Source organism: Curtobacterium sp. GD1 (assembly GCF_020882855.1).
Classification (GTDB): domain Bacteria; phylum Actinomycetota; class Actinomycetes; order Actinomycetales; family Microbacteriaceae; genus Curtobacterium.
The window spans coordinates 75,952-88,893 of record NZ_JAFEVQ010000008.1; the positions used below are offsets into that span (position 1 = coordinate 75,952).

The 12,942-nt window shown below is 70.1% G+C and carries 11 protein-coding genes; 2 read left to right on the forward strand and 9 right to left on the reverse strand.

The features are described 5' to 3' along the window. Positions 1-40: 40 nt before the first annotated feature. The 4 genes from JSX79_RS06230 to JSX79_RS06245 are packed head-to-tail and all read right to left on the reverse strand — an operon-like array spanning position 41 to position 4,771. Entirely contained in the window at positions 41-1,516 is a 1,476-nt protein-coding gene (locus JSX79_RS06230) for a glycoside hydrolase family 32 protein (protein ID WP_229085487.1), read from the reverse strand. Beyond that, the gene (locus JSX79_RS06235; protein ID WP_083295207.1) at positions 1,513-2,421 is read right to left on the reverse strand and encodes a carbohydrate ABC transporter permease; all 909 of its coding nucleotides are present in this window, start codon (positions 2,419-2,421) and stop codon (positions 1,513-1,515) included. Before JSX79_RS06235 ends, JSX79_RS06230 begins: the two co-directional genes overlap by 4 nt. Beyond that, entirely contained in the window at positions 2,418-3,365 is a 948-nt protein-coding gene (locus JSX79_RS06240) for a carbohydrate ABC transporter permease (RefSeq protein WP_070417979.1), read from the reverse strand. Before JSX79_RS06240 ends, JSX79_RS06235 begins: the two co-directional genes overlap by 4 nt. Continuing rightward, positions 3,365-4,771: a sugar ABC transporter substrate-binding protein gene (locus JSX79_RS06245; RefSeq protein WP_229085488.1), complete on the reverse strand. Its 1,407-nt coding sequence runs from the start codon at positions 4,769-4,771 to the stop codon at positions 3,365-3,367. The genes JSX79_RS06240 and JSX79_RS06245 overlap by 1 nt, the downstream gene beginning before the upstream one ends. Before the next feature lie 137 nt (positions 4,772-4,908). On the opposite strand from JSX79_RS06245, the gene JSX79_RS06250 reads away from it, so the two are divergent. After that, positions 4,909-5,985: a LacI family DNA-binding transcriptional regulator gene (locus tag JSX79_RS06250; protein ID WP_229085489.1), complete on the forward strand. Its 1,077-nt coding sequence runs from the start codon at positions 4,909-4,911 to the stop codon at positions 5,983-5,985. Next, positions 5,982-7,454 carry a glycoside hydrolase family 32 protein gene (locus tag JSX79_RS06255; RefSeq protein WP_229085490.1) on the forward strand — a complete coding sequence of 491 codons (1,473 nt, stop codon included), beginning with the start codon at positions 5,982-5,984 and terminating at the stop codon, positions 7,452-7,454. Before JSX79_RS06250 ends, JSX79_RS06255 begins: the two co-directional genes overlap by 4 nt. A 59-nt stretch (positions 7,455-7,513) precedes the next feature. Here the strand turns inward: JSX79_RS06255 and JSX79_RS06260 are convergent, their stop codons facing one another. The 5 genes from JSX79_RS06260 to JSX79_RS06280 form a co-directional block, all read right to left on the reverse strand. Then, positions 7,514-8,626 (reverse strand): GDSL-type esterase/lipase family protein, encoded by a 1,113-nt coding sequence (locus tag JSX79_RS06260; RefSeq protein ID WP_229085491.1) that lies wholly within the window; start codon positions 8,624-8,626, stop codon positions 7,514-7,516. A 121-nt stretch (positions 8,627-8,747) separates the two neighbouring features. Next, positions 8,748-9,239 (reverse strand): GNAT family N-acetyltransferase, encoded by a 492-nt coding sequence (locus tag JSX79_RS06265; protein WP_229085492.1) that lies wholly within the window; start codon positions 9,237-9,239, stop codon positions 8,748-8,750. Positions 9,240-9,262: 23 nt separating this feature from the next. Continuing rightward, positions 9,263-9,835 (reverse strand): DUF2510 domain-containing protein, encoded by a 573-nt coding sequence (locus tag JSX79_RS06270; protein WP_229085493.1) that lies wholly within the window; start codon positions 9,833-9,835, stop codon positions 9,263-9,265. Between the two features lie 75 nt (positions 9,836-9,910). After that, the gene (locus JSX79_RS06275) at positions 9,911-11,812 is read right to left on the reverse strand and encodes an ABC transporter ATP-binding protein (protein WP_229085494.1); all 1,902 of its coding nucleotides are present in this window, start codon (positions 11,810-11,812) and stop codon (positions 9,911-9,913) included. Between the two features lie 133 nt (positions 11,813-11,945). Further along, complete coding sequence (locus tag JSX79_RS06280; protein WP_229085495.1) at positions 11,946-12,890, reverse strand: LysR family transcriptional regulator; 945 nt, start codon at positions 12,888-12,890, stop codon at positions 11,946-11,948. Between the last annotated feature and the right edge of the window lie 52 nt (positions 12,891-12,942).

The window sequence follows — 12,942 nt, forward strand, 5'->3', positions numbered from 1 at the left end:
GTCCTTCCCGGACCGGCGACGGGGCCGTACCGCAGCGACATCAGGCAGTCCCGGCGCCGGCGACGACCGCCCGCGGAGCGGACGCCACCGAGGTGACCGAGCACTCGAGCGGCCACCACGACGCGCCCTCCGGGGCCTCGACGGTCCACGGCGGTGCCTGCACCGGGTAGACCCGCGTCGTGACGGAGCGTCCGGCGCTGGTGAAGACCTCGACCACGGAACCGTCGAGCAGCACGCGCACCGCGGGGCGGTCCGCCGCGGCGTCGAACGGATGACGGATCTCGGCGGGGCGCCGGTCCGCGCGCTGGTCGGTGCTGGCGCAGGACCGGTCGACGGTGAGCGTGTCCGCCTCGGTGTCGACGACGATGTCGAGGAACTCGGCGTCGGAGAACCGGACCCGGATGCGGCCGGTGACCGGGTCCTGGAGCACGATCTCGGCCTGGGCACCGATCGTCTCCGCGCGGCCGTCCGTCGCCGAACCGACGCGCAGCGCATCGAGGGCCGGGTGGGGCTCGGTCAGGAGCCGTCCGTCCGCGACCCACGCGCGGCGCGGCAGGGAGATCGCACCCGACCAGCCGGCCTGCTCGGTCCACTCCCGGGTCCGGCCCTCGGTGATCCACCCGAACAGCACCGGGCCCCACGACCCCGTCCGCATCACCGAGGCCGCGTAGAAGTGCTGCCCGTCGTCGATCCGGGAGGGCCGCGGGTCACCGGTCAGGGGCACCGCGAGCACGTCGCCGGGCCCCTCCGCGTGGGACCACGACGCGACGATCGCCACGTCGGCGCCGTCGATCGTGATGATCTGCGGGCACTCCCAGCCCTCGCCGGTGTCGATGCCGTGCACCGTCGCGCGCGGCATGGCGACGAGGTCGCCGACGAACGCCCAGTCGACACCGTCGGTCGAGCGGTAGTGCCGGACGGACGCCACCTGGTCGGCGTCCGCGGCGCCGACGGCCATGGACCACCCGTCTCCGTCGGACCACACGAACGGGTCGCGGAACATCGTGATCGATTCGTCGGCTCCGGGGTCCGCGACGACCTGCACGGGGGCTCCGAAGGTGGCTCCGCCGTCGGTGGACTCGGCGAGCAGCACCGACTGGAAGGGGCTGTGGTCGACCTTGCCGGAGTAGTAGGCGCGGACGACCCCGTCGTGCAGGACCGTGTTGCCCGACCACGCACCACCGGAGTCGGCACCGCCCGGGACCGGCACGATCGCCGGACGGTGGAGCGTCCAGTGCACGAGGTCGTGGCTCGTCACGTGTCCCCACTCCACCGGGACGTCGAGGTCGACGCGCGGCCGGGACTGGAAGTACAGGTGGGCCTGCCCGCCGATGTCGATCGGGCCGTTCGGGTCGTTGACGTACCCGCGGGGCAGGCGGACGTGGAACTGCGGGAGGTGGTGGTCGGCTGGTGCGATCACGGTCGGTGCTGCTTCCTGGGACGGGGTGGGGACGGCGCGGGCGTCGGCCGGCGGGGCCACTGCCGAAGGCGCCTCGGTCACGGGCGTGTCGGTCATCGTGACGACCCCGCCGTGACGCCCTCGATGAAGTACCGCTGGGCGACGATGAACAGCAGCACGCTCGGGATCATCGTCAGGACCACGCCGGCGAGCACGACCGAGATCGAGCCGGTGCCGAGGTTGCCCTGCAGGCCGACCAGCCCGAGCGGGAGCGTGAACGTGTCCTGCTGGTTCAGGAAGATCAGCGGCCGGTAGTACTCGGCCCAGAACCCGGAGAAGTTCAGGATCGCGAGCGTCGCGATCGCCGGGCTGGCCATCCGCGAGTACACGTGCCAGAAGACGCCGAACTGCGTCGCTCCGTCGATGCGCGCCGCCTCACCGAGCTCCTTCGGCATCTGCATGAAGTACTGCCGCATCAGGAAGGTGCCGAACGCGCTGCCGAGGGCCGGGACGATGAGCGAGGCGATGGAGCCGGTCAGTCCCATGTCCTTCAGGATGACGAACACCGGGATGATGATCGTCTGGATCGGCACCATCATGGTGGCGAGGAAGATCCCGAAGATCGTGTTCTTCCCCGGGAAGCTGATCATCGCGAACGCGTATCCCGAGAGCGTGCAGGTGATGGTCTGGCCGACCACGATGAGCAGTGTGACGAGCACGCTGTTCACGAAGAACTGGCCGATCGGGATCTGGTTGAACACGGCCGCGTAGTTGCTGAAGTCCCACGAGAGCGGGATCCACTGCGGCGGGTTGTCGAACGACTCGGCCGGGGTGCGGAGCGAGGTGGTCAGGGTCCAGAGCAGCGGCCCGAGCGCGAACACCGCGGCGATGATCAGGATGACCAGCCCGATGACGCTGCCGACCTTCGCCACCGGTCGGCGACGACGGACGATGTGGGCGACGCTCGGCTGCGCGACGGTCTCCGGCGCGTGGAGCGGGTTGATGACGTCGGTGGTCGTCATTGGTAGAACACCAGCTTTCGTGCGGCGATGAACTGGATCCCGGTGATGATGCCGATGATGACGAGCAACAGGATCGCGATGGCGGAGGCGAACCCGAACTGCAGGTTCTGGAAGCCGGCCTGGTAGAGGGAGATGGTCGCGGTCGTCGTCGCGGTGCCCGGCCCGCCCTTCGTCATGATGAACGGCTGGTCGAACAGTTGCATCGCGTTGATCATCGCGATCACGGTGGCGAAGAGGATCGTCGGGCTGATCAACGGGATCTTGATCCGGAAGAGGGTGCGCCACGGCCCGGCTCCGTCGATCGCTGCGGCCTCCTGGACGTCGACCGGCACGGACATCAGGGCGGCCACGAACAGGACGAACGTGAAGCCCACCTGCTGCCAGACCACCACGAGCACGACCGTGACCTTCGCCCAGAACGGGTCGTTGAGCCAGTGCGCGCCCGGGAGCCCGATCTCGTTCAGGTAGTAGTTGATGAGCCCGAACTTGGTGTCGAAGATGTAGCCCATGAAGATCGACACCGCCGCGGACGACGCGAGCAGCGGCAGGTAGAACGACGTCCGGAAGAAGACGCGCGTGGCGTTGCGCTTCCGGTTGTTCGCCAGCACCGCCAACAGCATGCCGAGCGAGATCTGCAACGCGACGATGCAGACCGCCAGCACGACGGTCACCCCGAACGAGGCCAGGACCGGACCGTCGGTGAACAGCCGCACGTAGTTGTCCAGGCCGACGAACTTCGGGCTGCTGATCACGTCCCACGACGTGAAGGAGAGCCCGAGCGACGCGAGGATCGGGATGAAGGTGAAGACGGCGACGAAGACCACCGCCAGTCCGATCATCGCGTAGCCGAACGAGGCTTCACGGCGTCGGACGCGCTTGGCCGCCGGCCGGCGGGCTGCGACCTCGGCAGCCCGCCGGGAACGGAATCCTGTCGTCGCGGTCATCACGACGCCTGCGCAGCGGCCTTCTCGATGTCGGCCTGCAGGCCGTCGAGCGCCTTCTTCGCGTTGCCGGACGAGATCGCCTGGGTGGTGCGCTGGTTGAGGGCAGTCGCGAGCGCGTTGTAGTAGGGCGGTGCGGAGATCGGCACCGAGTTGTCGAGCTGGTCGTAGAACACCGACCAGTGCTCCGGCCCCGTGGTCTTGTACCGATCGGCCGTCAGCAGCGACTTCTGGGCCGGTGTCGTGACGTTGCCGGGCCAGAGCGCGTCGAAGCTCTCCGGCTGCACCATCAGCTTGATGACCTCGAACGCCAGGTCCTTCTGCTTCGACGAGTCGAAGATGCCGTACCCGCCGGCACCGAAGAGCGACTTGTTGCTCTTCCACGTCGGGAACTCCACGACGTCGAAGCTGCCGTCCTTCATGCCCGCGTTGTGGAGACCACCCGCCCAGAACCCGCCACCGATCGTCATGCCGATGCGCCCGGACGCGAAGAGGCCCTGCAGCGTGCCGCCACCACCGACGTCGGGCGACGGGGACGCCCCCGACTTCTGCAGGTCGATCACGTACTGCAGCGCCTCGACCGCGGCGTCGGAGTTCGCCGTCGGGTCGCCCCACTTCCAGCCGCCCTTGCGGCCACTCACGCCCACGGCGTTGCCGTCGAACGCCTTGCTGCCCCAGAGCCAGTCGCCGCCGGAGTAGCGACCCTCCTCGAGGAGGTTGCCGTCGTTCGCGTAGAGGAACGAGGTCCAGCTGCCCCAGAGCCGCACGACCCAGTCGAACGCGTAGGTGCTGCCGCCGACCTTGGCCAGGCTCTCCGCCGACGAGTGGAAGTCGTCCATCGACCAGTTCGCGGCCGGACGCGAGAGCCCCGCCTTGTCGAACAGCGACGTCGAGTAGAACATGCTGCCGGCGTTGAAGCTGTCGGGCAGCGTGTAGAGGTGCCCCTGGTACATCGTCGACTCGACCAGCGAGGGGTGGATGCCCTTGAAGTACGTCGACAGCCCGGACAGGTTCTTGGTGACGAGGTCGTCGAGCGGCGTCAGCAGGTTCTTCGAGGCGAGCAGCTGCTGCCCCTCGGTCGCGACACTGACGATGTCGGGCACGTCCCCGGAAGCGATCTGCGTGAGCACCTTCGCCAGGAAGTCGTTCCAGTCGGTGCCGTTGATGGCCGTGACCTGCAGCTTCGCCGTCTTGTCGAGCTGCCGGATCTTCGGCTCGATGGCCTTCTGGAGTGCGGTCGCCGCGCTCTGCTCCCCGAAGTAGAGCATCTTGATCGTGCCCGTCGCGCCACCGCCGCTGCCGGAGGTGGAGCACGCCGCGAGCGATCCGATGCCGGCCAGTGCGAGTCCGGCACCACCGAACTTGAACAGCGAGCGTCGGTCGATCGGAGTGCTGAATCCGTTCGCCATGGGTCGCTCCTCTCTGAGCGATCGTGGCCCCGTCGAGTCGGAGCCAATACGTATTTGCTCGCTGACTGTACACACGTCGTCCAGATGAGGCAATACGTATTTGCTTCTGCCATGATGAGCATGTCGAAGGAGGACAGATGGCGAGCCGAAAGCAGACGGAACCGTCGCACCGCGTCACGATGAAGGACGTCGCGCGGCATGCCGGCGTCTCGCAGCCGACGGTCTCGTTCGTGCTGAACGACCGGCGCGACGTCTCGATCGCCGCGGACACCCGGGCCCGCGTGCTCGAGTCGGCGAAGGCGCTCAACTTCCAGCCGAACCGTGCCGCGCAGTCCCTCCGGTCGAACCGGTCCTACACGGTCGGGGTCATCGCGGACCGGCTCGTCTCCCAGCCCTACGCCGGTCACATCGTGCTCGGTGTGCAGCAGGCCGTGCAGGAAGCCGGGTACGTCTGCTTCGTCGTCGAGACCGCGCAGACGTCCGACGGCGGCACTGCGGCCGTCGCGAACCTCGTGCAGCAGGGCGTCGCCGGCCTGATCTACGCCGCCCCCGGCCCCGAGGACGTCACGCCGGTGTCGGGCGTCGAGGGCGTGCCGACGGTCTTCGTGAACTGCTTCCCGCCGGACGGCGCCCCGGCCGTCACCGTGCTGGCCGACGAGTTCCAGGGTGGCCACGACGTCGCCGCTGCCGTGTTCGCCGCCGGGCACACCCACGTCGCGTTCCTCGGCGGTCCGCAGGACGACTACGCCTGCCGCGAGCGCAAGCGCGGGTTCGACGAGGCCGCGGCCGAAGCGGGTCTCCGAGCAGACGCCGTCCCCGTCCGGTACGGCACCTACCAGGTGGGTTCCGGCTACGACCTCGCGATGGAGTTCCTCGCCGACGACCCGCCGACGGCCCTCGTGTGCGGGAACGACCGCATGGCCGTGGGCGCACTGATGGCGGCGCAGTCCCTCGGGCTCCGCTGCCCGGAGGACGTCAGCATCGTCGGCTTCGACGACCAGCCCGACCTCGCCGACCAGATGCACCCGCCGCTGACCACGGTCGCGCTCCCCCACCAGCAGATGGGCTTCGACGCCGGCACGCTCCTGCTCGCCGAGACGCACGATCCCGGGCGCCACCTCGTGCCCTGCGAGTACGTCCCGCGAAGCTCCCTCGCAACGCCACGGGACGCCCCAGCCCCCGCACCCGCAACCGATCCGCAGGAGCCCGAGTGACCGCCGAACCGAGCACCCACTTCCGCCCGCCGAACGGCTTCGTGGGCGACGTCATCCCGTTCGCGGCCGACGACCGGGCCTGGCTGTACTACCTGCTCGACGAACGGCCGGACGCGGCACCCGTCGACCGTGCGACCGGCATGCCCTGGGGCGCGGTCTCGACGACGGACTTCGTGACCTTCGAGGACCACGGCGGCGTGCTCCCCTCGGGCGGACCCGACGCCAGCGACTTCGACTGCTACACGGGCAGCGTCGTCCGCGACGACTCCGGGCTCCTGCACCTGTTCTCCACCGGCCACAACCCGCGCATCACCACCGACACCGGCCTCGGCCGGAAGGACGTCCAGGTCGTCTGCCACGCGACCTCCGACGGGGACCTCACGCGCTGGACGAAGCACCCCGAGTGGGACCTGCCAGCACTCCCCGGCTACGCGCCCGAGGACTGGCGCGACCCGTTCGTCTTCCGCCCGTCGCCCGAGCGCCCCTGGCAGATGCTCCTCGCGACCCGCCGCCCGGACGAGCCCTACCGCCGCTCCGGTCTCGTCGCCCGCCTCGAGTCGGACGACCTCGTCACCTGGCGCGACGCCGACCCGATCTGGGCGCCGCACCGGTTCATCGCCCACGAGTGCCCGGACGTCTTCCGGTGGGGCGACTGGTGGTACCTCGTGTACTCCGAGTTCTCCGACGCGTTCTGCACGCGCTACCGCGTCGCGACGTCGCCCGACGGACCGTGGCTCGCGCCCGCCGACGACACCGTCGACGGCCGCGCGTTCTACGCTGCGAAGACCGTCGCCCTCGGCGAGGACCGCTTCTTCGTCGGATGGATCGCCACGAAGGAGGGCGAACGCGACGCCGGGGCGTGGCAGTGGGCCGGCACCATGGCGACCCTCCAGGCGCACCAGCGAGCGGACGGATCGTTGGGCTTCGACCTCCCCCGGACGCTCCGAGCGGCGTACGCGAACGAGGTCGACGTCACCGATGTCTTCACACCCGTGAACGGCGCAGCACCGGTCGTCGGAGACGGCGCATCGAGCCGCTTCGCATCCTGGACCGGGCCGGAACTCCCCGCCGAGGCGCTCGTCACGATCGAGCTCGACGTCGCCCCGGACACCCGGTCGTTCGGCGTGCTCCTGCGCACCAGCGACGACGCGGAAGCCGGCTACGCGCTCCGCCTCGAACCGGACCGCTCCCGACTCGTCCTCGATCGGTGGCCGCGCGGTACGACCGGCGGTGAGCAGTGGCAGATCCTCGGTGACGTCCCGCACGCGGTCGAGCTCGAGCGCCCGGTCCCCCTCGTTCCCGGCCCGCACCGCATCGACGTGCACCTCGACGGCGACCTCTGCGTCGCCGTCGTCGACGGTTCCGTCGCGTTGAGCACGCGCCTCTACGACCGCCCGTCCGGGCGTCTCGCGCTCTTCGCGCAGGACGGCGCGTTCGCGCTGACCCGGGTCACCGTCAGCACTCGCTGACGGGCTCCGCACTGACGGACGGGAGGCGCGGTGCCAGCTGGCACCGCGCCTCCAGTCCGTCAGTCGTCCTCGTGCGCAGCCAGGGTGGCGAGCACGAGCTTCGCGATCCGCCGTTGGCCGGAGTCGTTCGGGTGGATGCCGTCCGTCGAGTAGATCCCCGTGCCCGAGTGGTCGGCCTGCGGGAGAGCGTCCGCCAGGCCGACGAAGGCGGCGCCACCCTTGGCTGCGGCGTTCTCGATCTCGGCGAGGTAGGTCGACCACGGGCTCGCCATGCCGTCCGTCATGCTCGAGGCCGGGTCGAACTCACCGATCACGAGCAGCGAGGGCTTCGTGGGGAGCGCCGCGAGGGCCTTCAGGAACGCCACGTACTGCGTCCCGAGTTCCTCGGGGGTGAGCTTCGACGCGTCGTTGCCACCCAGCGTGATCGTGACGAGGTCCGGAGCAGCACGACGCATCGCTGCCAGGAAGCCCTCCTGGTCCTCGGTGAAGGTCGCGATCGTCGCTCCGGAGTGGGCGGAGTCGTAACGGTGGATGCCCTTGCCCCGGTCGCCGTCGTAGATCGTGAACCCCAGCAGGGAGAACGGCGAGAAAGCGGTGACGGTCACCGTGTGCTCCCCGCTCGACAACCCGTCCACCGTCGTCGTCGTGCCCGTGCTTGCGTTCCCCGTCGTGGCGACGGTCTCCGGTGCGGCTCCGTCGACGCTGTAGGTGAAGTCGCCGGACCCGGGGTAGCGCGCCCACCAGATGTCGATCCCGGTGCCCGTGAAGGCGTAGGTGCGCGAAGCACCTGCCTGCATCGCGACCGATCGGTAGCCGAGGTCGGGTGCGGTGGCGTCGAACTGGCTCGACCCCGTGCTCGCGGTCGCCCAGTCACCCCATGTCGAGTCCGGGCCGTACACGGCGAACTGTGCCGGGAGGTACCCGGCGCCACCGGTGACACCGTCCGTCGGGTACTCCGTGCGGAGCCCGTCGAGCGTGAGGTCCATCCACCGGGTGGAGCGGGCGGAGGCGCCCTGCCCCTCGGTGATCGAGTCCCCCAGGGCGACCCAGTTCGCGGGTTCGTCGGCCCGGTCGGCCACGGCCGCGTTCCAGGTGGCGAGGGGATCGGCGGCCTTCGGGGCCGTCTGCGTGGAGCACCCCGACACGACGATCGCCAGGAGTGCGACGGCCACGCCGGCCACGACCCGGGCTCCCCCTCGACGCCGTCCACGAACAGTGCTCCGCAGTGGGCCGTTCACGTTGCCTCCCGTGCGCTGGGGTGTGGACCGCGACCGAGCGCCGGGTCGGGCAATGCTACGCGCCCCGCTCGCGGACCCGGAACGAGACGTCACCACTGACGAGCTCGCGTGACCACGCGACCTCGCGTCCGAGCTGCCCGGTCGACGTGAAGAGGCGCACCTGTTGCGTCCCGGGCAGGACGGAAGCGAGCACGTCGCGGTCTGCGGGAGTGAAGCCGAGCTTCTGCCAGAAGGGCCCCGACCGCCGCGAGAACAACCACGCTCGACCCGCGCCCGCTCGAGCCGCTTCAGCCAGCGCGAAGCGCGCGAGCCGCGTACCGGCCCCGGACGCCCGCATCGAGCCGGACACCGCGACGCTCCGGATCAGGGCGTGCGCGCCGTCCGCGCTGAGCTCGAATCCGGTGCTGCCGGTGATCCCGCCCTCGGGTCCGCGTTCGACCCAGACCCGCACGGCCGGCGAGTCGAGGCCGGCGACCGTCAGGTCGGCTTCGAGCAGGAACGTCCGCAACTCGTCCAGGTCGTCGCTCGTCGCTCGTGTGCAGGGCACGACTCGTCCTCGTCCGGCGACGACTACGGGAGCAGCTGCTGGAACACCGCGACGGCCCGACCGATCCCGACGATGATGCCGATGACGACGACGGCGATGCTGATCCACAGCGGCCACATGGGCCGTCCGGGTGCGACCTTGCGGACGACGACGTACCGGCCGATGACGTAGACGATCGGCGACAGGAACGCCCACGGCCACGAGAACGGCCGGATGACACCCCGGCGACCGAGGACCCGGTGGTCGAAGAACGCGAGCACGACGTTCGCGGCGTACAGGAGCACGGAGAACGCCTGCAGCAGGAAGTACCCGGCGGTGTAGATGGAGGTCGGGTCCACCGTCCGGACGCCTCCCGGACCGACGCCGTACCGGACCTGCGGCTCGTAGAGGAAGGTGACGGGGAGGGAGAGCAGCGGGAGCAGCGCGAGGACCCAGACGAACACGGTGTCCGTCGGCACGTGCTCGGGCAGCCGCTGGCGGGGCAGCTGCGCGGGCGGCGGGCCGACCTGCACGGTCCACTGGGTGCCGTCCCACCACCGGGTGGCGTGCTGACCGGACGGGTCGGGGTACCAGCCTGGCGGCGTCGGTGACGACACGGTGCGCTCCTCGGGGGTCGGCGGGAGCATCGAACCCCCGACCCGACCGTAGTGCAGCACGGCGGCCGAGTGCACCTACGCCCGCGCCGGACCCACCTCGTCCGGAGCGACGTCCTTCTGCACCGCGAACTGCGTCCGGTGCAGTTCCTCGTACCGGCCACCCGCCGCGAGCAGCTCCCCGTGCGTCCCGCGCTCCACGATCGAGCCGTCCTCGACGACGAGGATCTGGTCCGCGCTCCGGATGGTGGAGAGTCGGTGCGCGATCACCATCGCCGTGCGTCCCTCGAGCGCCTCGCTGAGCGCAGCCTGCACCGCGGCCTCCGAGGTGGAGTCGAGCGCCGCGGTGGCCTCGTCGAGGATGACCACCCGCGGCTGGGCGAGCAGGAGCCTCGCGATCGTCATCCGCTGCCGCTCCCCGCCGGACAGCCGGTAGCCGCGCTCCCCCACCATCGTGTCGAGCTGGTCCGGCAGGGACCGGATCAGCGTCTCGAGGCGCGCGCGGCGGACCGCGTCCCACACCTCGTCGTCGGAGGCGTCCGGCCGCGCGAGCCGCAGGTTCGAGCGGATGGTCTCGTGGAACAGGTGCCCGTCCTGGGTCACCATGCCCATCGTGTGCCGGAGGGACTCGAAGGTCACGTCGCGGACGTCCTCGCCGGCGAGCCGGACGGCGCCCTGGTCGACGTCGTAGAGCCGCGAGAGCAGCTGCGCGATCGTGGACTTGCCCGCGCCCGAGGTCCCGACGAGCGCGACGGTCTGACCGGGCTCGATCCGGAACGAGATGCCGTGCAGCACCTCGTCCCCGCCGCGGGTGTCGAGCGTGGAGACCTCCTCGAGCGAGGCCAGCGACACGCGGTCCGCCGAGGGGTAGGCGAACCGGACGTCGTCGAACTCCACCGCGACCGGACCGTCCGGCACGGCCACGGCGCCGGGCTTCTCCTGGATGAGCGGCTCGAGGTCGAGGACCTCGAACACCCGCTCGAAGCTGACGACCGCGCTCATGATCTCGACACGGGCGTTCGCGAGGCTGGTCAGCGGCACGTACAGCCGGGTGAGGAGGAGCGCGAGCGTGACCACGTCACCCGTGTTCAGCTGGCCGCCGAGTGCGAGGACCCCGCCGAGGCCGTACACGAGCGCGAGGGCGAGGGCCGCGACGAGCGTCAGGGCGGTGACGAAGACGAACTGCAGCATCGCGGTGCGCACCCCGATGTCCCGGACGCGCGCCGCACGGACGCGGAACTCCTCGGACTCCTCCTCCGGCCGACCGAAGAGCTTGACGAGGGTGGCTCCGGGAGCGGAGAAGCGCTCGGTCATCTGCGTGCTCATCGCCGAGTTGTGGTCGGCGGCCTCGCGACGCAGGGCCGCGAGTCGACCACCCATGCGGCGAGCCGGCACCAGGAAGAGCGGCAGCATGAGCACCGCGATCACCGTCACGAGCCACGACGTGCTGAGCATCACGGCGAGGGTGAGGACGAGCGCCACGAGGTTCGTGACCACGCCGGACAGCGTGCCGCTGAAGGCCTGCTGCGCTCCGATCACGTCGTTGTTGAGGCGGCTGACGAGCGCGCCCGTCCGGGTCCGGGTGAAGAAGGCGATCGGCATCTTCTGCACGTGGTCGAACACCGCGGTCCGCAGGTCGAGGATCACCCCTTCACCGATGCGGGCGGAGTACCACCGGGTCGCGAGCGACGAGGCAGCGTCGGCCACGGCGACGACGGCGATGACCACCGCGAGCCAGACGATCGTGCCGACCGCGCCACGAGCGGCGATGACGTCGACCACCTGGCCGGCGAGCACCGGAGTCGCGACCGCGAGGAACGCGCCGACGATCGAGAGCGCGATGAAGACCACGAGCTTGGCGCGGTACGGCGTCGCGAACGTCATGATGCGCCGGAGCGACTCGCGGGAGAACCCGTTCCTGCCGTCCTTGGCGGTGGAGATCTTGTAGAGCGAGCTCCAGGCCGCGCCTTCCATGCTCATGGCAGTTCCCTCCGCACCGCGGAGTCGACGCGGGCCGGCAGCCAGGATACGGCGGTCCGTCGCGCCCCGCGCCGGTCGCGGGAGCCTGGAGGCGCGACCCGCCTGACGGAGGCGGGTCGCGCCTCCAGGCTGGTCACCGCGCGAGCGGTTCGACGCCGTAGCTCGTGACCACCGCTCGCAACTCGTCCAGGTACGCCTGCGCCTGCACGGTGAGGGGAACCGAGGCGTGGGAGATCCACCCGATCTCGATGCGTTCGTCGACGTCGAGCGGGATGGCGACGATCTCGGGGTCGAGGTCATCGCTGATGAGGCCCGTCGAGATCGTGTACCCACCGAGGCCGATCATGAGGTTGAAGATCGTCGCCCGGTCCGAGACCCGGATCTCCCGCTTGCTCGACATCGTCGACAGGATCTCCTCGGCCAGGTAGAAGGAGTTGTTCGCGCCCTGGTCGAACGTGAGTCGGGGCAGGTCGGCGAGGTCCTCGAGGGTCGCGCGCTCCCGCGACGCGATCGGGTTCCGCCGGGAGACGAAGATGTGCGGCTGGGCGACGAACAGCGGGGTGAACACGACACCGGCGTCCCGCAGCAGTTTGCCGAGGACCTGCTTGTTGAAGTCGTTGCGGTAGAGGATGCCGACCTCGCTCCGCAGGGTGCGGACGTCCTCGATGATGTCCCAGGTGCGCGTCTCGCGGAGCGAGAACTCGTACTCGTCCGCGGCCGCCGCTTCGACCATCCGGACGAACGCCTCGACGGCGAACGAGTAGTGCTGCGCCGACACCCCGAGCAGTCGACGCGACGCCTGCCTGCCGACGTACCGCTGCTCGAGCAGGGAGACCTGCTCGACGACCTGCCGGGCGTACCCGAGGAACTCAACGCCGTCGACGGTGAGCACGACACCCCGGGCCGAACGGGTGAAGAGTGGGCGACCGATCCGTGTCTCGAGGTCCTTCATCGCCGCGGACATGGTCGGCTGCGACACGTAGAGCAGATCGGCCGCGGCGCTCATCGAGCCCTCGGTCGCGACCTCGATGAAGTACCGGAGCTGCTGCAGGGTGATGTCGTTCGAGACCCGGGCCATAGGCCGAGGCTATACCGCCGCATAGTGTCTCGGTATTACCTGATGGCCTCGG